The 21142-nt window shown below is 61.8% G+C and carries 20 protein-coding genes; 9 read left to right on the top strand and 11 right to left on the bottom strand.

Translation table 11 applies throughout. The features are described 5' to 3' along the window. The 4 genes from AF337_RS34250 to AF337_RS34235 form a co-directional block, all read right to left on the bottom strand. Positions 1-1314 carry a cytosine deaminase gene (locus tag AF337_RS34250; RefSeq protein ID WP_049735555.1) on the bottom strand — a complete coding sequence of 438 codons (1314 nt, stop codon included), beginning with the start codon at positions 1312-1314 and terminating at the stop codon, positions 1-3. Beyond that, on the bottom strand, positions 1314-2162 hold the full coding sequence (locus AF337_RS34245) for an ABC transporter permease (protein ID WP_049735554.1): 849 nt from the start codon (positions 2160-2162) through the stop codon (positions 1314-1316). The genes AF337_RS34250 and AF337_RS34245 overlap by 1 nt, the downstream gene beginning before the upstream one ends. Continuing rightward, positions 2162-2986, bottom strand: a complete 825-nt coding sequence (locus AF337_RS34240; protein ID WP_049735553.1) for an ABC transporter ATP-binding protein — start codon at positions 2984-2986, stop codon at positions 2162-2164. The genes AF337_RS34245 and AF337_RS34240 overlap by 1 nt, the downstream gene beginning before the upstream one ends. Before the next feature lie 72 nt (positions 2987-3058). Further along, entirely contained in the window at positions 3059-4075 is a 1017-nt protein-coding gene (locus AF337_RS34235; protein ID WP_049735552.1) for an ABC transporter substrate-binding protein, read from the bottom strand. Positions 4076-4256: 181 nt separating this feature from the next. On the opposite strand from AF337_RS34235, the gene AF337_RS34230 reads away from it, so the two are divergent. Beyond that, positions 4257-5207: a LysR family transcriptional regulator gene (locus AF337_RS34230; RefSeq protein ID WP_049735551.1), complete on the top strand. Its 951-nt coding sequence runs from the start codon at positions 4257-4259 to the stop codon at positions 5205-5207. Between the two features lie 10 nt (positions 5208-5217). On the opposite strand, the gene AF337_RS34225 is transcribed toward AF337_RS34230, so the two are convergent. Further along, positions 5218-6015, bottom strand: coding sequence for a creatininase family protein (locus AF337_RS34225; protein WP_049735550.1), 798 nt, complete (start codon positions 6013-6015; stop codon positions 5218-5220). 242 nt (positions 6016-6257) lie between these two features. Here AF337_RS34225 and AF337_RS34220 point away from each other — a divergent pair, with 242 nt between their 5' ends. Beyond that, the gene (locus tag AF337_RS34220) at positions 6258-6737 is read left to right on the top strand and encodes a DUF2938 domain-containing protein (RefSeq protein ID WP_049735549.1); all 480 of its coding nucleotides are present in this window, start codon (positions 6258-6260) and stop codon (positions 6735-6737) included. A 172-nt stretch (positions 6738-6909) separates the two neighbouring features. Here AF337_RS34220 and AF337_RS34215 read toward each other — a convergent pair whose 3' ends face one another. The 3 genes from AF337_RS34215 to AF337_RS34205 are packed head-to-tail and all read right to left on the bottom strand — an operon-like array spanning position 6910 to position 9903. Next, positions 6910-7551 (bottom strand): ThuA domain-containing protein, encoded by a 642-nt coding sequence (locus AF337_RS34215; RefSeq protein WP_049735548.1) that lies wholly within the window; start codon positions 7549-7551, stop codon positions 6910-6912. A gap of 17 nt (positions 7552-7568) precedes the next feature. Then, positions 7569-8669: a Gfo/Idh/MocA family protein gene (locus AF337_RS34210; protein WP_049735547.1), complete on the bottom strand. Its 1101-nt coding sequence runs from the start codon at positions 8667-8669 to the stop codon at positions 7569-7571. 34 nt (positions 8670-8703) lie between these two features. Then, the gene (locus tag AF337_RS34205) at positions 8704-9903 is read right to left on the bottom strand and encodes an ROK family transcriptional regulator (RefSeq protein WP_049735546.1); all 1200 of its coding nucleotides are present in this window, start codon (positions 9901-9903) and stop codon (positions 8704-8706) included. 198 nt (positions 9904-10101) lie between these two features. Between AF337_RS34205 and AF337_RS34200 the strand changes: the two genes are divergently transcribed. From AF337_RS34200 to AF337_RS34185, 4 genes are all read left to right on the top strand, one after another. Next, complete coding sequence (locus tag AF337_RS34200) at positions 10102-11406, top strand: extracellular solute-binding protein (protein ID WP_049735545.1); 1305 nt, start codon at positions 10102-10104, stop codon at positions 11404-11406. A 79-nt stretch (positions 11407-11485) separates the two neighbouring features. Beyond that, positions 11486-12424 carry a carbohydrate ABC transporter permease gene (locus AF337_RS34195; RefSeq protein ID WP_049735544.1) on the top strand — a complete coding sequence of 313 codons (939 nt, stop codon included), beginning with the start codon at positions 11486-11488 and terminating at the stop codon, positions 12422-12424. Continuing rightward, on the top strand, positions 12417-13265 hold the full coding sequence (locus AF337_RS34190; protein ID WP_049735543.1) for a carbohydrate ABC transporter permease: 849 nt from the start codon (positions 12417-12419) through the stop codon (positions 13263-13265). Before AF337_RS34195 ends, AF337_RS34190 begins: the two co-directional genes overlap by 8 nt. Before the next feature lie 23 nt (positions 13266-13288). Continuing rightward, complete coding sequence (locus AF337_RS34185; protein ID WP_049735542.1) at positions 13289-14362, top strand: ABC transporter ATP-binding protein; 1074 nt, start codon at positions 13289-13291, stop codon at positions 14360-14362. A gap of 385 nt (positions 14363-14747) precedes the next feature. On the opposite strand, the gene kdgD is transcribed toward AF337_RS34185, so the two are convergent. The 3 genes from kdgD to AF337_RS34170 all read right to left on the bottom strand — a co-directional run bounded on the left by kdgD (position 14748) and on the right by AF337_RS34170 (position 17462). Beyond that, positions 14748-15674, bottom strand: coding sequence for a 5-dehydro-4-deoxyglucarate dehydratase (gene kdgD / locus AF337_RS34180; protein WP_049735541.1), 927 nt, complete (start codon positions 15672-15674; stop codon positions 14748-14750). Positions 15675-15711: 37 nt separating this feature from the next. Further along, positions 15712-16686, bottom strand: coding sequence for a mannonate dehydratase (locus AF337_RS34175; RefSeq protein ID WP_049735540.1), 975 nt, complete (start codon positions 16684-16686; stop codon positions 15712-15714). A 65-nt stretch (positions 16687-16751) separates the two neighbouring features. After that, positions 16752-17462, bottom strand: a complete 711-nt coding sequence (locus AF337_RS34170) for a FadR/GntR family transcriptional regulator (protein ID WP_049735539.1) — start codon at positions 17460-17462, stop codon at positions 16752-16754. 134 nt (positions 17463-17596) lie between these two features. Between AF337_RS34170 and AF337_RS34165 the strand changes: the two genes are divergently transcribed. From AF337_RS34165 to AF337_RS34155, 3 genes are read left to right on the top strand one after another with little or no spacing between them, the layout of a single operon-like run. Beyond that, the gene (locus tag AF337_RS34165; protein WP_049735538.1) at positions 17597-19192 is read left to right on the top strand and encodes an ABC transporter substrate-binding protein; all 1596 of its coding nucleotides are present in this window, start codon (positions 17597-17599) and stop codon (positions 19190-19192) included. A gap of 21 nt (positions 19193-19213) precedes the next feature. Further along, positions 19214-20242, top strand: coding sequence for an ABC transporter permease (locus tag AF337_RS34160; RefSeq protein ID WP_049735537.1), 1029 nt, complete (start codon positions 19214-19216; stop codon positions 20240-20242). Then, positions 20239-21141: an ABC transporter permease gene (locus AF337_RS34155; protein WP_049735536.1), complete on the top strand. Its 903-nt coding sequence runs from the start codon at positions 20239-20241 to the stop codon at positions 21139-21141. The genes AF337_RS34160 and AF337_RS34155 overlap by 4 nt, the downstream gene beginning before the upstream one ends. The last annotated feature ends 1 nt before the right edge of the window (position 21142 follow it).

The raw sequence follows: 21142 nt of genomic DNA, 5'->3' as shown, positions 1-21142 counted from the left end.
TCAGGCTCCAACGATGTTATCGAGTTCACGGTAATCCGGCAGGCTGCGGTCGATTACCTTGCCGCGGCGAAGCACGACGCGGTCGGACTGTGGACGGGAGAGAAATTCACTCCAGCGGCGGGCGCTGAAGAGCACGAGATCGGCCAGGGCGCCGGCGGCAATGCGCCCCTTGTCGGGCCGGCCGAGAATATCGGCAGGCGAGGTGGTGACGACGCGGGCCGCCGTGTCCAGCGGGTGATCGAGATGCAGTATGCGGACAGCTTCACGCAACACCTCGACCGGGTCGAGATCGCCATAGGCATAGAAGGGATCGCGCGTATTGTCGGAGGCCACCGCCGTCGCAACGCCGGCCGCTGCCAGTTCCTTGAACAGGGTGACGCCGCGCCAGCGCGGGGTCCGGCCGGGATATCGGTCCTGCAGATAGAGGTTGCACATCGGCAGCGAGACAATGGAGAGGCCGGCCTTTGCGACGATGTCGACCGTGCGTTTTGCCGTCTCCTCGTCCTGCCTGGCGAGCGAGCAGCAATGGCCCGCCGTCACCTTGCCGTCGAACCGGTTGCGCAGCACGGCTTGCGCGATCGCCTTCAGCGTCTCGGCGGCGGGATCGTCGCTTTCGTCGACATGAAGATCGACGTCGAGGCCGTTGTCGGCGGCAGCCCTGAAAAGTAGATCGAGCTGGCTGTCGAGATCGGGATTCATCCGGGTGACGCCGCCGATCAGCCCGCCTTTTTCGCGCACGACGGCGACCAGCTCGGCGAAATAGGCCGCGTCCACCATGTTTTCCAGCGGGAAGAGCGCCACCGCCTGCAGCGCGATCCTGTCTTTCCAGGCCTCGCGCATCTCGGCGAAAACCTCGAAGGAAATCCGGTGCTGAGGCGCCAGCGAATCGAGATGCGTGCGGATCAGGCTGGTGCCGTGCGCATAGGCCGAACGCAGTGAGAATTCCATGCGCTTGCCGACATCCGCCGTCGACCAGTACGCCTCCCGGTCCGTCCGCACAGCGTCCAGGGCGCCGATGAAGGTGCCGTCGGGATTGGCGTTGCGCGGCCAGATATGGCCCTTGTCGAGATGAGTGTGCATATCGGTGAAGCAGGGCCAGACCATGCCGTCCTTCAGATCGGACCGCGGCAATTCCACTGGTGCTGCACCCGCCGGCAGCAGCGCGGAGATGACACCATCGGCGATGACGATATCCGCCTTGACCAGCCCCTCGATCGCCGGCGCGTCAAATCCCTCGACGGCGACGGCAGGCAGCGTCGCATTGCTCAGCACGAAGCGGCCGGCATTGGGCGGCGAAATGAACGAATAGGTCATCAGTTTTCCCGTTTCAGGCTGCTCTCATGCCAACGGTGCAGGGCGAGCCAGGAAATGAACGAGGTGACGGCGAAGATCGCCACGCCAAGCAGGGAGAGCATCAGCAGCGCGGCGAAGAGGCGCGGAATGTTGAGCCGGTACTGTGCTTCGAGCAGCCGGAAGGCAAGGCCGGAGCCGGCGCCCGCCGAGCCGGCCGCAAATTCTGCGACGACGGCGGCAATCAGCGCCAGGCCGCCGCCGATCCTGAGGCCCGTCATGAAATAGGGCTGGGCGGCAGGCAGCTTGAGGAAGAGCAGCGTCTGCCAGCGCGAGGCGCCGTAAAGCTCGAAGAGATTGATGAGATTGTGGTCGACGCTCTTCAGCCCCTGAACCATATTCGAAAGGATCGGGAAGAAGGCGACGAGGAAGGCGCAGATCAGCAGCGCCACCTGGGTCGACGGCGCATAAATCAGGATCAGCGGCGAGATCGCCACCACAGGCGTCACCTGCAGGATGACGGCAAGCGGATAGAAGGCAAGCTCGATCCAGCGCGACTGCACCAGGAAGATCGCAAAGCCGACGCCGCCGACAAGGGCCAGCATCAGCGACAGCAAGGTGATCTTGGTGGTGACCCAAAGCGCTGGGGCAAGCGTATCCCAGTCCGTCACGAAAGCGTTTGCGACGGCGGCCGGACCCGGCAGGATATAGGGCGGCACGCCTGAGAGCTTCACATAGGCGTACCAGATCAGGACCAGCAGGCCGATAACGAGGAAGGGGACGGCGATGCGCAGCGCGAGATCGCGGCGTCTTGCGCCTGCGGCATTTACAGCAAGATGAAGGATCTGCGGCGTATCCGTTTCGTCACGCATCAATGCTCTCCCGCCGCGTTGATTGCCCCGATCAGCGAAAGGGAGACCGTCTCACAAGCCTTCCGGTATTCTTCCGAGGTGCGGTAATGCTCGTCGCGTTCCAGGCTGGTGGTCAGCGGAACATCGGCATGCACACGGCCGGGCCTTGCCTTCATCACCACGATGCGGTTCGAAAGATAGGCGGACTCATAGACCGAATGGGTGACGAAGATGACGGTGATGCCTGTCGTCTTCCAGAGCCGCAACACGTCGTCGTTCAGCTTCTGGCGGGTGATTTCGTCAAGTGCGGCGAAGGGCTCATCCATCAAAAGCAGCTTCGGTTTGGTCACCAGCGCGCGGGCGATCGAGACGCGCATCTTCATGCCGCCGGAAAGTTCGCGTGGATAGGCTTTGGCGAAATCCTGGAGGCCGACGGTGGTCAGCGCCTGCATGATCCCTTCATGCGCTGCCGCCTTCGAAACCCGCCTCAATCTCAGCGGCAGGTGGACATTGTCGAACACGTTCTTCCACGGCATCAGCGTCGGCTCCTGGAAGACGAAGCCGATATCGCCCTCCGGCAGGCCCCTGGAGTTGATGCGCGAACTCGGCCAGTCGATCGCCCCCGACGTCACGTCGCCAAGGCCGGCGATGATGCGCAGCGCCGTCGACTTGCCGCAGCCCGAAGGGCCGAGCAGGCTGACGAACTCGCCGCTTTCGACCGTAAGCGACATATCGGAAAGGGCGACGGTGCCGCTGGAAAAGACCTTCGAGACCGATTGCATCACGACCAGCGGCCGCTTGCGCGTCTCGTGCGGAGATAAGGCCTGGGCTTTTGCTAACGGCATTGCCTGTCTCATTCACCAGGGGAGGATGTGGTCCGCCACCTCAAGCGGACCATCGGACGACGTCGGAGGGGCTTACTTCTTCATCGCCATTCCCGTGCTCTTGCAAACGAATTTCGTCGTGAAGGCTTTGCTGTAGTCTGTCTCCGGCTTGAACACCTTGATATCAACCATCTCGTCGAAGAACGCTTTGTAATGTGCGTCGGTGATGCAGCCGATGCCCTTGTCCAGGCTGTCGCCGGATTCGATGATGCCGTATTCCTTCATCTTGGCGATCGAGTAGGCGATCTGGCCATCCGTCATTTCAGGATTGTCCTTCTTGATCAGCTCGTTCGCCTTGCTGTTGTCGCCGTAGAGGTAGTTGTACCAGCCCTCGATCGAGGCATCGACGAAACGTTGGACGACATCCGGTTTGCTGTCGATCATCGTCTGCGTGGTGGTGATCATCGTCGAATAGGGCGAATAGCCGTTGTCGGCGAGCAGGAAGACCTTCGGTTCGAAGCCGGCCTGCTTCTGGATCTCGTAGGGCTCGGAGGTGAGATAGCCCTGCTGGGCGGATTGCTTGTCGGCAAGGAAGGGAGCGGGGCTGAAATTATAAGGCTTGTACTGCTCGTCCTTGAAGCCCTTGAAGTTCGCCTTCATCCATTCGAAATAGGTGAGGTAACCGTCCTTGCCGAGAAACAGCGTCTTGAGCTTGGCAAGATCTTCGAATTTGTCGATCCCGGCGTCGGGGTGTGCGATCAGGACCTGCGGATCCTTCTGGAAGATCGCCGCGACATCGACGAGCGGGATGCCCTGTTCGACAGCCGAGATCTCGCCCTGCGGCCCACCCATGTAGAAATCGATCTTGCCGGAGATCAGCAGCGCGCTATTGGCCGCGTTCGGGCCACCCTGCACGATCGTGACGTCGAGGCCGTGTTTCGCATAGGTGCCGTCGGCGACTGCCTGGTAGAAGCCGCCGTGCTCGGCCTGCGCCAGCCAGTTCGTTCCGTAGCTTACCTTGTCGGCCGCATGCGCCGCGCCGGCAGCGGCGAGCGCGCCACCGAGACCCAGGAGAGCGGAAAAGACCGTATTCTTCAGTGCATTGGGCATGATCAGCGTTCCCCTTTTGAGTTCGCAACGCCTGTGATGACGTCGGATTTTCTTCATTGGAGCGATTGCTTTGCTCTTTGAAAAGCATCAAATTTCGTGCGCAACGATGCCTTTTTGGCATCTCAACGGCAGCCTGTGCCTAATTTGTGCGTCTGCTTTATTTTCATGCAACGAGGTTGCGATGCTGCACTCCCGAAAGCTCATCTACATCAACGAGATCGCCCGCACCGGTTCGATCCGCAAGGCGGCGGCGCGGCTGAATGTGGCGTCATCGGCGATCAACCGCCAGATTCTCGCACTGGAGGAGGAAATGGGTGCGCCGCTTTTCGAGCGGCTGCCGCGCGGCCTGCGGCTGACGGCAGCCGGCGAACTCTGCATCGAACATATTCGCGAAGTGCTGAAGAATTACGAGCGGCTGGAGGGGCGCATCCGCAGCCTGAAGATGCAGCAGGCCGGTAAGGTCCGCATCGTTACCACGGTTGGGCTTGCCGCGGGCCCGCTGCCTGACATCATCGCTCGGTTCCAGGCGGAGCATCCGCGCGTCTTCATGCAGCTGCGCAATGACGCGGGCACGATGACGGTCAATCCGGTGCTGTCGGGTGAGGTGGATATCGGCCTCGGCTTCAACATTCCGGCGACGCCGGGCATCCGGACGCTTGGCAGTTTCGACATCCCGATCGGCGTGGTGCTGCCGCCCGGCCATCACCTGATCGGTTCAGGCCCGATCAATCTGGCCGATATCGTCCAGGAGCGCCTGGTGCTGGCCCAGCAGGGCACCAGCCTGCGTGATGTGATCAATCTCGCCTTGGCGCGCCTCGACGTGCATGTCGAGCCGGTGCTTGAGACCAACGCATCCGAGATGCTGAAGAAGCTGGTCAAATCGGGGGCGGGGCTGACGATACTGAACCCGCTCGACGTCATCACCGAATGCCGGCAGGGCGAGCTCGTCTTCCGGGCGATCGCCGAACCGCATGCGCGCCAGCAGCCGATGAAGCTTTTTGCCCGCGCCCGCGCGCCGCTCGATTCCGCCACCAGCCTGTTCGTCGAATATCTGCTCGCCGAACTTGCCGGTCTCGTGCAGGAACTGCAGGCCAAAGGTCATATCGCGATGGAAAAGCCTGTCGGCCCTTAGATCGCCGGCGTTATCGTGAATAGAGGCTGGAAAGCGGATAGCGCTTCAGGTCGGACAGCAACTCGATGAAGCCCTTAACCTGATGGCGGCAGATCGCTTCGCCTTTCTCCACCGTTCCGCGCGAGGCGTCGCCAACGACGCCGTGCGGATTGAGGTCGTGGGCGATCCAGGCGAGCGAATGCGGCGGCAGCGGCTGGATATATCTCGATTGTCCGCGCATCCATTCGGCCTTGGAGGTGAAATTCTGCGCCTTGTCCATCCGCACCAGATCGGGGCGGAAATGGAGCATCAGCGAGGTCTCGACCTCGCCGCCATGGATGCCGTATTTTAACTCGTCTTCGCTGATCATGCCGTCGGGATGACCGAAGCGGCCCCATTGCGTCGAGATCACGGCCATCTGATAGCGAACGCGCAACTCGCGCGCGACGATGCTCATGATGTCGACATTGCCGCCATGCGAATTGACGATGACCAACTTGCGGATGCCGGCTTCGGCAACCTTGGCGCCGATCGCCGTCCAGACGGGAATGAGCAGCTCAGCACCGAGCGACAGCGTTCCCGGCCCGTAAATATGTTCGTTCGCCTTGCCGATCTCCTGCGTCGGCAGAACCAGGAAATCGAGGTCGTCGGGCTTCTGTTTCCGCAGTTCGGCCAGCATGCCGTTGGCGATCGCCACATCGGTCGCGATCGGCAGGTGCGGGCCGTGCTGTTCGGTCGAGGCGATCGGCAGGATGGCAATGGTCGCGTCGGGCGAAAGTCCGGCGAAATCGGAGCTGTTCAGTTCGTTCCAGTAAAATGGCATTGCCATCGCCGCGCCTCTCTTTGCCGTTTTGACAGTGAGTAGGAAATATCGCTGCACGCGAAAAGCATCAATTTGCGCCCGCACCGATGCCTTTTTGCGGATGATACAGCGATGCCGGCCGTGCAAAGGGCAGGGGGCCACCATTGCATGAGCTGGATGCGGCCAGGAATTCACTGAAGCCATTGCGCCGACGCGTCTGCAATGGTTTGCTGCCCCCTCTGCAATTCAACGCTCTCCGGTGATTCCCAATGTTCGATATTCTGTGGCGCGGCCTGGCGATCGGCGCCGGCGCAACCATCCTGATGGACCTCTGGGCGATCGTGCTCACCAAGTTTTTCGGTCAGACGGCGCCCAACTGGGCCCCGGTCGGCCGCTGGTTCTGGCATCTCCGCCGCGGCAAGGTCTTTCACGACAGCATCGCCGATGCCGAGCCCTATGAGCATGAACTGGCGCTCGGCTGGATCACCCATTACGCCGTCGGCATTCTCTATGGCGTGATCTTTGCGCTCATCATGGGGCAGGGCTGGCTTGCCGCTCCGACATTTCTGCCTGCCTGGATCTTCGGCATCGTCACCGTCGGGGCAGGGTGGTTCCTGCTGCAGCCGGGCCTCGGCATCGGCTGGGCGGCCTCCAAACATCCGACACCGAACAAGGTCCGGTGCTTCAATCTGCTGGCGCATACGGTGTTTGCATTGGGGCTTTACGGGACGGCGTTGATTCTGCGCTGAGATTGCGGCCTGCCCCTCATCCGCCTGCCTGCACCTTCTCCCCGCGCGCGGGGCGAAGGGGATATGCCGCGACCTCTCCGTTCCCCGCAGCCTCTCGCAGGGCACGTCCCCTCTCCCCGTTTTACGGGGAGAGGGTTAGGGTGAGGGGCATCTTTGGGGTCCAATTTTGCCCCTACCGCGCCGCCCAATTGGCGCCGCGGCGGAAAATCGTCTTCATCTCCGGCACGTCGAATTCCTTGGCCTGGTGGCCGAGCGAGGAATAGAAGACGCGGCCCTTGCCGTATTTGCGCTTCCAGACGACGGGCATGACGACGCCGTCGATCCAGTAGGCGTGCTCGCCGGTGAATTTGGTCGTCGCCAGAACCTCGTTCGAGGGGTCGACATGCATGTAATATTGCTCCGAAGTATAGGGGAAATCGGCAATACCCTCCATCAGCGGATCGTCAGGCCGGGTAATGTTGACGGTATAGTCGATGATGTTGCCCGGGTGGGCCACCCACTGGCCGCCGATGATGAACTGGTAGTCGACGGAGTCGCGGAAGGCATCGCCCGCGCCGCCGTGATAACCGGCGATGCCGACGCCGCTCTCGATGGCGGCGGCGAGGTTCTTGACCTCCTCCTTCTCGATCTTCGACATCGTCATGATCGGCACGACGAGGCTGAGATCGTGGACGGAAGGGTCGGCAAGCGCCTCGGTGCCGTGTTCGAGATAGACCTTGAAGCCGTCCTCCTCGAGCATGGTCTTGATGACTTCGGCACATTCCTGCGGCTCGTGGCCACTCCAGCCGCCCCAGACGATCAGTGCTTCACGCATAGTCTTTCCTCCTGAATTTATTTCGCCAGCCGTCCGTCGACGATGGATTGGGACAGAGGGGCAGGGCGCTCCACCGCCATTGAGATGGCCACCGTCCTGCCTGTCGCAGACGCCGTGTGGAACGCTTCCATGACCTCGAGCACATGCAGCGCCAGGTCGCCATTGGCGCGATGCGGCCGGTTGGAGCGGAGCGCATGCGCCATGTCGGCGACGCCGAGCGAGCGGTAATTGCCATCGGCATAGGGAGATGTGAGCGGCTGATCCTCGAATTGGCCGCCCTTCCGCAGATATTCGACAGGGCCTTCGAATTTGTTGGGATCGGGCACGATCAGGGTGCCCTCGGTGCCGTAGACCTCGAGCGGCACATGTTTGTGGCCGGCGACATCGAAGCTCATGGCGATCTGAACGACGGCGCCGCTCGCAAATGCCATCATCCCGGCGACATGGGTCGGCACATGCACGGGAATGCGCTCGCCGTTGCGCGGCTCGCTGGTGATCAACCGTTCGGCGCGCGGCGTCGTCGCAAAGCCCGCCACTTGAGCGACCGGCCCGAGAAGATTGACGAGATCGGTGATGTAATAGGGACCCATGTCGAGCATCGGCCCGCCGCCGACTTCGTAATAGAAGGCCGGGTTCGGATGCCAGCGCTCATGGCCCGGGCACATGAAGCTCGCCGAGCCGCCGACCGGCTGGCCGATGACGCCCTGATCAATCAGCGCACGCGCCGTCTGATGGCCGCCGCCGAGAAAGGTGTCGGGGGCAGCACCGATGCGGAGATTTCTGGCCTTGGCCGCCTCGGCCAATTTTTTCCCTTCTGCGAAATTAATCCCGAGCGGTTTTTCCGAATAGGTATGTTTGCCGGCCTCGAGCGCCTGCAGCGCCACTGCGACATGGGCCTTGGGGATCGTCAGATTGACGATGATCTCGACCTTCGGGTCGGCAAACAGCTCCTCGACCGTTTTGGCCGGAACGTTGAATTCCTTAGCCTTGGCTTCCGCCAGTTCCCGGTTGAGGTCGGCGACGCCGCGGATATCGAGAATGGGAAAGGATGCCATCGCCCTGAGATAGGCGCCCGAAATATTGCCGCATCCAATGATGCCGATACCAACTCTTTCCATGAGTTCCTCCATCTGATCGTGATTGTGACGCCCGTCAGAGCGCCGGCCCGGTCGTGCTCCAGGGCGATTCGTAGAGTTCGTAGAGCGCCACGGCAGCCGCACCCTGCGCCCAGAAGTCGTCGCTCGAATCGTCGAAGACGAGTTCGCTCACCCCCTTCAGCGAAGGCGGAATGGCGAGCGCATAGGCATCGCGCAGGCTGTTCAGGAATGGCTCGCCGAGCGCGAGACTCGATCCCACCAGGATGACGCGCGGTGGCGCAAACAGCGTGACGATATTGGCGATGGTCAGCCCCACCGCTTCGCCGGCGCGGATGGCGGCGCCGATCAGCCGGTCGTCATCGGCCTTGATCAGCGCCTGGGCATGGGTCATGCCGCGCCCGAGACGGATCGCTTCGGCAAAACGCCCGTCGGCCTGCTGTTCGCCGAGAATGGCGCTTTCGCCGGCCTGGCTGAAGAGCCGCACGACGCCGCTCGGCCCCATGCCGAGCACCAGGTCACCGAGATTATGGCTGAGGCCGCCGGCGCCGCGGAACAGGCGGTTGCCGTGCAGCACGCCGAGCCCCAGCGTCTGTTCCAACGAAATCAACACCATATCCTCGAGATCGCGCGCCCTCCCGAACCAGTGATGGCCGAGCGTGATGGCATGCGCGTCGCTTTCGACAATGGTCGGCGTCGACAGCCGCGTCGACATCTCGGCGGCGAAATCGACATTGGTGTCGCGGAAGATCGGGCTGCTTCTGATGTAACCGGTGCGGTGCTCGATGACCCCGGGAAAACCGAGGCAGACGCTGTCGACATCCTCAAGCGACAGCCCGGCATCGACGACGCAACGCCTGACCCCGTCCTCGACCAGATCGGCGATGACACCGATCGGCTGCCGGTCGAGGCGGATTGGCAAGGCGAGCTTCGACAGCACGTCGCCGCGGAAATTGGTGAGGACGAAGACCATCCGGTTCGCCGCAATCTTGCCGCCGACGACGCGGGCGGCGTCGGGATTTAGCTCGAGTGCCACGCGCGGCCGTCCGCGCACCGCCTCGTTACGGATGTCGCCTTCGTGGCGCGGCAGGATCAGCCCGTCGTCGAGCAGCGAAGCAGTAATGGCGGAAACGGTGGTTGTGGAAAGTTCGGTGCGTTCGCTGATCTCGATGCGCGAGATCGGACCATGGCGCCGGATGGTATCAAGCACGTTCAAGCGATTGATCGCGCGCATCAATTCTGGATCTGCGGTCTTCATGAAAAACTAGCCGGCATCGTTCGTTGGGCGGAACCCAATATTTTTAACGGGTTACGAAATAAATAGCAGGCAATCCCGTGAGGCTGTCAAGCGCTTTTGGGAAAAATAGCGGCAATTGGGTTGACATCCGGCGAAAGCTCCGTTGAATTAATCCGCATTGGGGAAAAATTGTGAGGATAGGTCCCCTGGGAGGAAATCATGAATTTTATGCTGAAGAACGCCGCTTTCGGCGGCAGGTGCATCGTATCCATGGCCGCGGCAGCCGGCATGTTGCTGGCAGGAGCCGGTGCTGCCTCGGCGACGACGGTGGTCAAGTGGCTGCATCTTGAGCTCGACCCGAAAAACGTCGCGGCTTGGGAAGACATCGTCAAGAAATACGAAGCCCAGCATCCCGACGTCGATATCCAGATGCAGTTCCTCGAAAACGAGGCTTTCAAGGCCAAGCTTCCCACGCTGCTGCAATCCGACGACGTGCCGGATTTCTTTTTCAGTTGGGGCGGCGGCGTGTTGAAGCAGCAGTCCGAGACCGGCGCGCTGCAGGATGTGACGGCAGCCCTCGATGCCGATGGCGGCAAGCTGCGCAAGGCCTATACCCCGGCTTCGGTCGATGGCCTGACCTTTGAGGGCAAGACCTGGGCCATTCCCTACAAGGTCGGTCTGGTCAGCTTTTTCTACAACAAGGCGCTATTCGCCAAGGCTGGCGTCAAGGCCGAAGACATCAAGAGCTGGACCGATTTTCTCGCCACAGTGAAGAAGATCAAGGCGGCCGGCATCGTGCCGATTGCCGGCGGCGGCGGCGAGAAATGGCCGATCCATTTTTACTGGAGCTATCTCGTCATGCGCGAAGGCGGCCAGAAGGTCTTCGAAGCGGCCAAGAACGGCGAGGGCGAAGGTTTCCTCGATCCCGCCATCATCAAAGCCGGTGACGACCTCGCCGAACTCGGCAAGCTCGAACCTTTCCAGCCCGGCTATCTCGGCGCGACCTGGCCGCAGACGCTCGGTGTCTTCGGCGACGGCAAGGCGGCGATGATCCTCGGCTTTGAAGCCACCGAGGCCAACCAGCGCAAGAATGCCGGCGACGGCAAGGGCCTGGCGCCCGACAATATCGGCCGTTTTGTCTTCCCGACCGTTGATGGCGGCGCCGGCAAGCCGACCGATACGCTCGGCGGTCTGAACGGCTGGGCCGTCACCAAGAAGGCTTCCAAGGAGGCGATCGATTTCCTCGCCTTCCTGACCAGCGCCGAGAACGAGCGGGCGATGGCCAAATCAGGCATGTTGCTTCCCGTTGCCGTCGGCGCCGATGACGGCGTCGTCAACCCGCTGCTTTCCGAATCGGCGAAACAGCTTGCCGGTTCGACCTGGCATCAGAACTTCTTCGACCAGGATCTCGGTGCGGCGGTCGGCCGTGTCGTCAACGACGTCTCGGTGGAAATCGTCTCCGGACAGATGAATTCCAAGGACGGCGCCCAGATGATCCAGGACGCTTTCGAGCTGGAACAATAACCAGCGCCCGCAGAGCTTTCCCGGCGCTCCCGATCAAGCGGAGCGCCGGCATTGCTGCCGACGAACGAAAGCAGGACCCATGGCCAATATTTCAGTTCCATCGATAACGACTTCCGCACGGCCGGCCCGAAGAGCGGCAAACAGCAGGAGCTCGGTCGCCCATGACCGGCTGAAGGTGCTCTTGCTCTTTCTGCCGCCGGCGCTGCTGCTCTTCACGCTTTTCGTCATCATGCCGATGGGCGAGGCGGCCTGGTACAGCCTCTACAAGTGGAACGGCTACGGCACGCCGACCGAATTCATCGCGCTCCGCAATTTCCAGGTTCTGTTCCGCAATGCGGCTTTCACCCAGGCGCTGCTCAATAACGGCCTGATTATCGTCATCTCGATCTGCATCCAGGTGCCGCTCGCCATCTGGCTTGCCACCATGCTCGCCCACCGCATTCCCGGCGTCGTCGGCTACCGCCTGATCTTCTTCCTGCCCTATGTACTGGCAGACGTTGCCGCCGGCCTGATCTGGCGCTTCGTCTATGACGGCGATTACGGGTTGTTTGCCGCCATTTCCAACTTCTTCGGCTTCGCCAATCCTTACGTGCTCGCCGACAAGGATGTGGCGATCTACGCCGTGCTCGGCGTCATCGTCTGGAAATATTTCGGCTTTCACATGATGCTGTTCATCGCCGGTCTGCAATCGGTCGACAAGAGCGTGCTCGAGGCGGCCGAAATCGACGGCGCCACCGGCTGGCAGAAGTTCCGCTACGTCACGCTGCCGCTGCTCGGCTCGACCTTGCGCCTGTCGATCTTCTTCGCCGTCGTCGGGTCGCTGCAGCTCTTCGACATGATCATGCCGCTGACCGGCGGCGGCCCGTCCAATTCGACGCAGACGATGGTCACCTTCCTCTACACCTATGGCGTCATGCGCATGCAGGTCGGTCTCGGCAGCGCCGTCGGCGTCGTGCTCTTCATCATCTGCGTCACGCTCGCCTTCGGTTACAAAAGGATCTTCATGCGCCATGACTGATATGAGCTCTTCCATCCGCATGCGCACCTCGACACGCATCTATCTCTATGTGTCGCTGAGCCTGATCGCCGCGATCGTGCTGATCCCGCTGCTGACGACGGCGCTTGGCGGCTTCAAGACGCTGGGCGACCTGCGCACCAATCCCTTCGGTCTGCCGACGGAGTGGCAGTGGGCGAATTATACCGACATCCTCTTCGGCGAACGCTACTGGCTGCAGATCGGCAATTCGCTGATCATTGCGGCGCTCACCGTGCTCCTGACGCTGATCGTCTCGTCGATGGCCGCCTTCGCCTTCGCCCATGTCCGCTTCTTCGGATCGTCCTTCCTGCTCAACTATTTCCTGCTCGGGCTGATGTTTCCGGCGGCGACCGCGATCCTGCCGCTGTTCATCCGCATCCGCGATCTCGGCCTGCTGAACACCTATTGGGGTGTGGTGCTGCCGCAGGTGGCCTTCGGCCTCGGCATGAGCATCCTTTTGTTTAGAAACTACTTTCGCAACCTTCCGGAAGAATTGTTTCAGGCGGCCTTCGTCGACGGCTGCGGTTATATGAGATTCTTCTGGCATATCTCGCTGCCGCTTTCGCGCCCGATCGTCGCCACCGTCAGCATCATCTCCTTCGTCGGCAGCTGGAACAGCTACATCCTGCCGCTGATCATGCTGAACTCGGAATCCAAATATCCCTGGCCGCTCGGCATCATGGTCTATCGCGGCGAATACGGCACGGAGTGGCAGCTAGTGCTGGCCTTCATCACGCTCACCATCCTGCCGACGATCATCGTCTTTTTCGTCGCCCAGCGGCACATCATCGCTGGCTTGACCGCCGGCGCCGTCAAGTCCTGAGCCCAACCCTTGGAGCTGCAATCATGGCATCCGTTTCACTGCACGATGTAACTAAGGCCTATGGCGCCGTTGACGTCATCCACGGCATTTCGCTTCATATCGAGGATGGGGAATTCGTCGCCCTCGTCGGCCCCTCCGGCTGCGGAAAATCGACGCTGCTGCGGATGATCGCCGGCCTCGAGGAGATCACCGACGGCGAGATCGCGATCGGCGGCAATATCGTCAACGCCATGACGCCGCGCGAGCGCAACATCGCCATGGTCTTCCAGTCCTATGCGCTCTATCCGCATATGACGGTCGCCGAAAACATGGGTTTCAACCTGAAGCTCGCCGGCGTCGCCAAGCCGCAGATCGAGATCCGCGTCGCCGAGGCCGCCCGCATGCTCGATCTCGCCCAGCTGCTCGACCGCAAGCCGGCCCAGCTTTCCGGCGGCCAGCGCCAGCGCGTCGCCATGGGCCGCGCCGTCGTGCGCAATCCGGCCGTCTTCCTGTTCGACGAGCCGCTCTCCAACCTCGATGCGAAACTCCGCGTGCAGATGCGCTCGGAGATCAAGACGCTGCACCAGAAGGTGAAGACGACCTCGATCTATGTCACCCATGACCAGATCGAAGCGATGACGCTCGCCGACCGCATCGTCGTGCTCAACCAGGGCAGGGTGGAGCAGCAGGGTACGCCGCTCGAACTTTACCGGAAGCCCGCCAATCTCTTCGTCGCCGCCTTCATCGGCTCGCCGGCGATGAATATGCTGGAGGGCACGGTGGAGGGTCAAAACGGCGAACCGGCCGCTCGCCTTGAAGACGGCACGGCAATCCGCATCGCGCCCGACCGCAGGGTCAGGCGCGGCCAGGCTGTCACCATCGGCCTGCGCCCCGAACATCTCGTTCCCGGCCTGTCGGCCGGCACGCCGCTCGCCGGCCGCACCATGCTGGTGGAACCCACAGGCGCCCAGACCCATGTCGTCTTCGATCTCGCCGGACAGCAGGTGACGGCGATCGTCGACGGCGAATACCCCGCCCGCTACGGCGCCGTGTTCGAGGCAAGCATCGCCAGCGACCAGGTGCATGTCTTCGACCGCGGCAGCGGGGTGGCGCTGTAGGCGCGGTTTAGTCTGCTAGAGCCTTTCCTGGTTAGATTGAAGCATTCTGTTGGCTCAAACGGAGTCGGATGGTCGACCGGCCGGCGCGCGTCGTAGCCCAGCTCTACGGCCAAGCCGGCCGGTCGATCAGCCGGCCCGTTTCAGCCAACCCAAAGGGCCGGGCATCTTTCCGCCAGGATCAGAGGCGATCGGCTCGGACGTACCAAGGGGTATGCCCTTCGCCAATCGCCTCTGCCCTGACGAAAACCTGCTCCGGCAGAATGCTTCAATCTAACCAGGAAAGGCTCTAGGGAACGGAGAGGGTGCGGCGCATCCTCTTCTCCCCGAGGGGAGAAGAGGGAATCGAGAGGGCGCAGCAGGCATTCCCGCGGTCCTCGGTCGGCGATTACTCCGCGGCGATCCGTTCGACACCGTTGGCCTGCACGATCTTCTCCAGCAGCGTCAGTTCCTCCTGGGTCAGATCCGTCAGCGGCGGACGAACCGGGCCGGGGTTCTGGCCGAGGACGCGCAGGCCCGCCTTGATGATCGAGACGGCATAGCCCTTCTTGCGGTTGCGCAGGGCGACGAAGGGGAAGAAGAAGCTCTTCAGGATCTCGTCGACGGTTGCTTGGTCGCCGGTGCGCAAGGCGCCGTAAAAGCGCTGGGCCAGCGCCGGCACGAAGTTGAAGACGGCCGAGGAATAGGTGGTTACGCCGGCGGCGAAATAGGCTTGGGCGTAGACTTCATGGGTCGGCATGCCGCCGACATAGACGAGACGGTCGCCAAGCAGAGTGGTGATCTCGATCACCTTGTCGACATCGCCGACGCCGTCCTTGAAACCGATCAGGTTCGGGCATTCCTCGGCGAGCCGCGCGATGCTTTCGGCCGTCAGGACGGCGTTGTCGCGGTTATAGACGATGACGCCGATGCCGACCGATTGGCACACCGCCTTGACATGGGCGACGAGGCCGGCCTGTTCGGCAAACATCAGGTAGGGCGGCAAAAGCAGCAGCCCGTCGGCGCCCGCCTTTTCGGCCGCCTTGGCGATTTCGATGGCGAGCGACGTGCCGTAGCCGGTGCCCGAGATGATCGGCGTCTTGCCGGCCGAGGCCTTGGCAGCGTGGACGACCTGCGGAATCTCGGCCGGATTGAGGGAGAAGAACTCCCCCGTGCCGCCAGCGGCAAACAGTGCGGCGGCATCATACCCCGAAAGCCATTCGACATGACGGCGGTACTTCGCCTCGTCGAATGTGAGCTGATCGTCGAAATGCGTCACAGGAAACGAGAGGAGACCACTACCGACGGCCTTCTTCAATTCAATCGGGTTCATCATGAAAGTCCTGTTCCTTAGCTGTTGGAAATTGGCCGTCTCAGGCGCTTTCGAGCGTCTGCAGAAGGGCAGCGATATAGCCGTAGCAGTAGGCAAAAGCGGTGGCGGAAGGGTCCTTGCCGCTGACGGTCGGCACGTGGTCGGGCATCAGCATGTATTTGAAGCCGACTTCCTTGTAGATCCTGGCCGAGCGGACCATGTCCATGTCGCCCTCGTCGGGGAAGGTCTCCATGAAGGAGAGCTTGCCGCCGCGGATGTTGCGGAAGTGAACATTGAAGATCTTGTTGCGCTCGCCGAACCAGCGAATGACGTCGTCGATCTCCTTGCCGGGATTTTCCAGCATCTCGCCGATCGAGCCCTGGCAGAAGTTGAGGCCGTGATAGGGGTTTTCCCGCATCAGCACGAATTTCTTCAGGCCTTCGACGGTGCCGAGCACGCGGGTTACGCCGCGAAAGCCCGGCGGCGTATAGGGATCGTGCGGATGGCAGGCGAGCCTGACGCGGTTGCTTGCAGCGACCGGCACGACGCGTTCGAGGAAATAGTCGATCCGTTCCCAATTTTCGTCTTCGGAGAGCACCCCGGCAAGACCGGGCGCGGCTTGCTGATCGGTCTTGTCCCAGCGGAAGCTGGCATTCATCGAGCCGCCGCGTCCCGGTTCATCGGGCGTGCGGGGAATGCCGATCAGGTTGAGATTATATTTGACCGCCGGAATGCCGGCCGCCGCGGTATCTTCGATCAGCTTGCAGACGGCGTCGATCTGCCTGTCGCGCTCGGGGCCGGCAAGCAATATATCCGGATAGGACGCTTTCTCGATCGGCTGCGAGGGCAGGGGCAGCTGGATCATGTCGAGGATCAGGCCGAAGCTTTCGACCTTGTCGCGATGGCGCTCGAGGTCGGAAAGCGTCCAACTGCTCGGTTCTCCCGGCGGGTCGGCGTTGATATGCTTCACACCCAGTTGCGCGAAGATGCGATAATCGTCGTCGTCCCGCGCGGCGACCTGTGTTCCCAGATACATTTGAGTCTCTTTCGAAATTACACAATGTCATATGACATAATATGAATTTTGAAGAGAGTCGAGCCCTATTGCTGCTCGGCGAGCATCCGGTAGCGGCGTTGGCTCGCCATCATATGCGCGCGCATCGCCTGGCGGGCGCGATCCGGATCCTGATCGGCGATGGCCGAGAGGATTTCGACATGTTCGGCATAGACCTTCTGCAGGTAGTCGCGGTCATTGGCTTCGGGCAGCGTCGGAAACTGGCCGCGGGGGATTGATTTGGGGCCGAATTGGCGCAGGACATCGACATAGAATCGGTTGTTGGTGGCGGCGGCGATCGCCATATGGAAGGCGTAATCCGCCTCCACCGTTTGCTGTCCGGTTTCGATCAGGTTCGCCATACGGCGGTTGGCCTCACGGATGGCGGCTTCCTGCTCGGCGGTGCGGCGATAGGCGGCAATCGCCGCTGCTTCACCCTCGGCCGCCATGCGAAACTCCAGCAATTCAAGGGTTTCGGGAATGCTTTTGATTTCCACCGGCGTCAACGGCAGCACCGATTGAGATTTCGGATCCGCGACAAACACCCCTTTGCCCTGGATCGGTTTGACGAAGCCGGCCGACCTCAGATCGGCGATCGCCTCGCGCACCACGGTGCGGCTGACGCCGAAGGTCGCTTCAAGCTGCGGCTCGGTCGGCAGCTGATCGCCGACGCGCAGCTTGCCCGTCTCGATCTGCGCCCGCAGCTGATCGATGACCTGCTGCGCCAGTCTTTCTCGCCCACGGCTGAGTGTCGTCATTTTTTCATTCCCCAATCCCTTTGCACTCAAGTCTCCCGCTCGGGCCTTGTCAACCGTATCAGACTTCGATAGATCATAATACGACATACGGGCGACATAATATGTCTTCTATAGTAATCCACGGAGGAGTGACAATGAAGCATTTTTCTAAAGGCCTGTTCGTCGGCGCCGTTTTCGGCGCCCTCACGATAGCAGCACCGCAGTTGCAGGCTGCGACGCCGCAGGACCAGCTGGTGATCGGGACGTCGCTGGCGCAGGTTCTGTCCCTCGATCCGCAACAGGCGACCGAAGGCAAAGCCGTCGAGATCATGTCGAATCTTTACGATCGGCTGGTCGCCAGCACGGCTGATGGTAAGATCCTTCCGCAGCTGGCGGAAAGCTGGAAGGTCGACGACAAGGGCATCACCTTCACGCTGCGCAAGGCCAATTTCGCCTCCGGCAACCCGGTCACCTCGAAGGACGTCGTCTATTCGCTGGCGCGGCTGTTGAAGATGGATCAGGCCGCAGCCGCCAACCTTAAGCGCGTCGGCTACGACAAGAACAATGTCGATAAGCTCGTCAAGGCTGTCGACGACCAGACGGTGCGCATCGATCTTTCCGACCAGGTGACGGCGGAGCTTCTGCTCTACCGGCTGACGACGACCACCACCAGCGTAGTCGACAGCGTCGAGGTCGAAAGCCACGCTGTCGATAATGACTACGGCAATGCCTGGATGCGGACGCATTCGGCCGGTTCCGGTCCGTTCACCCTCAACCGCTGGTCTCCGAACGAACTGGTCATTCTCGACGCCAACAAGGCCTATATGACCGGCGCGCCGAAGATGAAGCGCGTCATCGTTCGCCATGTGCCGGAAAGCCAGGTCGAGCGGCTGATGCTGGAGCGCGGCGATATCGATATTGCCAGTGCGCTCACGGCCTCCGATCTCGCGACATTCCAGGCCAAGCAGGGCTTCGCCATCCAACGTATTCCGACAGGCGGCTTCTACGTGCTGTCGATGAATGCCGGCAACCAGTACCTCTCCAACCCCAAGGTCCGCGAGGCAATTGCCTACGGCATCGACTACAAGGGCATCGAGAAGACGATCATGGGTCCTTACGGACGGGCGAGAACCGTTCCCGTTCCGGAGAACTTCGAATATGCGATCCCGAGCCCGGATTGGCAGCTCAACGTCGAAAAGTCCAAGCAGCTGCTGAGCGAGGCGGGTTTCAAGGACGGCTTCTCGCTGACGCTGAAGACCATTGCGCAAACGCCGCGCATCGATCTTGCCACCGCCATCCAGGCATCACTTGCCCAGGTGGGCATCAAGATCGACATCCAGCAGGGCAACGGCTCGGAAATCATCGCCGCCCATCGCGCCCGGGATTTCGACCTGCTGATCCCGCAGACCAGCGCCTACATGCCGAACGTGCTCGGCTCTATGGAGCAGTTTTCCTCCAATCCGGACAATTCGAAAGAGGCCAACAATGCCGGCAATTTCGTCTGGCGCTCGGCCTGGGACATTCCCGAGCTGACAGCCCTGACCGCAAAGGCATCGATGGAACCGGACGCCAAGAAGCGCGGCGAACTCTACGTTCAGATGCAGAAGCTGTTCGTCGAACAGAAGCCGGCGGTGCTGCCGATGTTCGAGCGCTTTGAGCCGATCGTGCTGACCGGCAGGGTCCAGGGATATGTCGGACATCCGTCTCAAATGACGCGTCTCGAGAACGTGACCAAGGTCGAAACCCAGTAAGACTCGAGAGGGCAGCCGATCATGAAGGAACTCTCCGTAGCCGAATTCGGCCGACGCCTGGCGCATTTGCTGGTCAGCCTGTTCATTCTCCTCTGCGTCACCTTCGTGATCGGCCGCGTTCTGCCCACCGATCCGGTCGGCGCGATCGTCGGTGAACTCGCCGATCCCGCCGCCTATGCGGCGATGCGGGCCCGCCTCGGGCTCGATCTGCCGATCTACCAGCAGTTTTTCCTCTATCTGAACGGGCTGGCGCATGGTGATTTCGGCACTGCCGTGCTCACCGGCAATCCGGTCTCGTCGGACCTCGCTCAGGCGTTTCCGGCGACATTCGAACTGGCGACGCTGGCGGTGATCATCTCGACATTCGTCGGCGTGCCGCTCGGCCTGGTCGCGGCTTTGTTTCGCGACAGCTTCATCGACAAGATAGCCCGGGTGGTGGCGCTCGTCGGGCATTCGATCCCCGTCTTCTGGTTCGGCATCGTCGGGCTCGTCATCTTCTATGCCGGCCTCAACTGGGTCGGCGGACCTGGAAGGATCGATGTCTTCTACGAAGGCCTCGTCACGCCGCAGACCGGCCTGCTGCTGATCGACAGCCTGCTGCAGGGCGAGACGGAAATCTTCTGGAATGCACTTGGCCACATCATTCTGCCGGCCATCATCCTCGCCTATGCGGCGATGGCCTATATCACCCGCATGACACGCAGCTTCACCCTGGAGCAGTTGAGCCAGGACTATGTCATCGCGGCCCGCGCCATGGGTGTCAGCCCTTTCGGCACGATCTGGCGTCACGTGCTGCCGAATATTGCGGTGCAGCTGATCACCATCCTCGCCATTTCCTATGGCGGGCTGCTTGAAGGCGCCGTCGTCACCGAGATCGTCTTCTCCTGGCCGGGCATCGGCCAATACATGACGAACGCCCTCATGATCGGCGACATGAACGCCATCGTGGCCGGCACCATCATCGTGGGATTCATCTTCATGCTGTTAAACTTCCTCGCCGACGTCGCTTACGCCGTCTTCGATCCGCGCATGCGGGAGGCGGCCCGATGAGCGACGCTATCCACGCCGACATTCAGATCCGCCCGCCAAGCGTGTCGACCCGCGTTGCGGCTTCGTTTGCGCGCGCCGGCCGCAAATTGGCGGCCGAGCCGCTCGGCCTTGCCGGCTTCGTCATCCTCGGCTTGCTCTGCCTGATCGCGATCTTCGCACCGCTTCTGGCGCCTTATGATCCGGTCGTGCAGTCGCTCGGCGATGCCCTGCAGGCCCCGAGCCTGGCGCATTGGGCCGGCACCGACGAATTCGGCCGCGACATTCTGAGCCGCCTGATCTTCGGCACGCGCATCACCATCCAGACCGTGCTGTCGATCTCGCTGATCGTCGGGCCGATCGGCCTGCTGATCGGTGTCGTCGCCGGCTTCTTCGGCGGGCGCACCGATGCGCTGCTGATGCGCGCCACCGATATCGTCCTGTCCTTCCCGTCGCTGATCCTGGCGCTGGCTTTTGCGGCAGCACTCGGCGCCGGCCTGACCACGGCAATCATCGCCATCTCGCTGACCGCATGGCCGCCGATTGCGAGACTCGCGCGCGCCGAGGCGCTTGTCGTCAGAAACGCCGACTATGTCGTCGCCGCCCGCCTTTACGGCGCTTCGCCGATCCGCATCCTTCTCCTCTATATCGCGCCGATGTGCGTTCCCTCGGTGATCGTTCGCCTGACCCTCAACATGGCCGGCATCATCCTGACGGCGGCCTCACTCGGTTTCCTCGGCCTCGGCGCGCAGCCGCCGGCGCCGGAATGGGGCGCGATGATCTCCAACGGCCGGAAATTCATGCTGGATTACTGGTGGGTCGCCGTCATGCCGGGTATCGCCATCCTTCTCACCAGCCTTGCCTTCAACATCGCCGGAGATGCTCTGCGCGACATTCTGGATCCCCGCCATGCCAGATCGTGAA

Origin of the sequence: Rhizobium ecuadorense (genome assembly GCF_001187535.1) — a bacterium.
Classification (GTDB): Bacteria; Pseudomonadota; Alphaproteobacteria; order Rhizobiales; family Rhizobiaceae; genus Rhizobium; species Rhizobium ecuadorense.
Note: the sequence above shows the minus strand (reverse complement) of the source record. Positions and strands in the feature narration are given on the sequence as shown.

Coding starts and splice junctions, on each gene's coding strand:
- AF337_RS34235 (WP_049735552.1), bottom strand. CDS start 4,075: ATGCCCAATGCACTGAAGAATACGGTCTTTTCCGCTCTCCTGGGTCTC.
- AF337_RS34160 (WP_049735537.1), top strand. CDS start 19,214: ATGAAGGAACTCTCCGTAGCCGAATTCGGCCGACGCCTGGCGCATTTG.
- AF337_RS34185 (WP_049735542.1), top strand. CDS start 13,289: ATGGCATCCGTTTCACTGCACGATGTAACTAAGGCCTATGGCGCCGTT.
- kdgD (WP_049735541.1), bottom strand. CDS start 15,674: ATGATGAACCCGATTGAATTGAAGAAGGCCGTCGGTAGTGGTCTCCTC.
- AF337_RS34200 (WP_049735545.1), top strand. CDS start 10,102: ATGAATTTTATGCTGAAGAACGCCGCTTTCGGCGGCAGGTGCATCGTA.
- AF337_RS34230 (WP_049735551.1), top strand. CDS start 4,257: ATGCTGCACTCCCGAAAGCTCATCTACATCAACGAGATCGCCCGCACC.
- AF337_RS34195 (WP_049735544.1), top strand. CDS start 11,486: ATGGCCAATATTTCAGTTCCATCGATAACGACTTCCGCACGGCCGGCC.
- AF337_RS34225 (WP_049735550.1), bottom strand. CDS start 6,015: ATGGCAATGCCATTTTACTGGAACGAACTGAACAGCTCCGATTTCGCC.
- AF337_RS34215 (WP_049735548.1), bottom strand. CDS start 7,551: ATGCGTGAAGCACTGATCGTCTGGGGCGGCTGGAGTGGCCACGAGCCG.
- AF337_RS34155 (WP_049735536.1), top strand. CDS start 20,239: ATGAGCGACGCTATCCACGCCGACATTCAGATCCGCCCGCCAAGCGTG.
- AF337_RS34165 (WP_049735538.1), top strand. CDS start 17,597: ATGAAGCATTTTTCTAAAGGCCTGTTCGTCGGCGCCGTTTTCGGCGCC.
- AF337_RS34245 (WP_049735554.1), bottom strand. CDS start 2,162: ATGCGTGACGAAACGGATACGCCGCAGATCCTTCATCTTGCTGTAAAT.
- AF337_RS34240 (WP_049735553.1), bottom strand. CDS start 2,986: ATGCCGTTAGCAAAAGCCCAGGCCTTATCTCCGCACGAGACGCGCAAG.
- AF337_RS34170 (WP_049735539.1), bottom strand. CDS start 17,462: ATGACGACACTCAGCCGTGGGCGAGAAAGACTGGCGCAGCAGGTCATC.
- AF337_RS34190 (WP_049735543.1), top strand. CDS start 12,417: ATGACTGATATGAGCTCTTCCATCCGCATGCGCACCTCGACACGCATC.
- AF337_RS34220 (WP_049735549.1), top strand. CDS start 6,258: ATGTTCGATATTCTGTGGCGCGGCCTGGCGATCGGCGCCGGCGCAACC.
- AF337_RS34250 (WP_049735555.1), bottom strand. CDS start 1,314: ATGACCTATTCGTTCATTTCGCCGCCCAATGCCGGCCGCTTCGTGCTG.
- AF337_RS34205 (WP_049735546.1), bottom strand. CDS start 9,903: ATGAAGACCGCAGATCCAGAATTGATGCGCGCGATCAATCGCTTGAAC.
- AF337_RS34210 (WP_049735547.1), bottom strand. CDS start 8,669: ATGGAAAGAGTTGGTATCGGCATCATTGGATGCGGCAATATTTCGGGC.
- AF337_RS34175 (WP_049735540.1), bottom strand. CDS start 16,686: ATGTATCTGGGAACACAGGTCGCCGCGCGGGACGACGACGATTATCGC.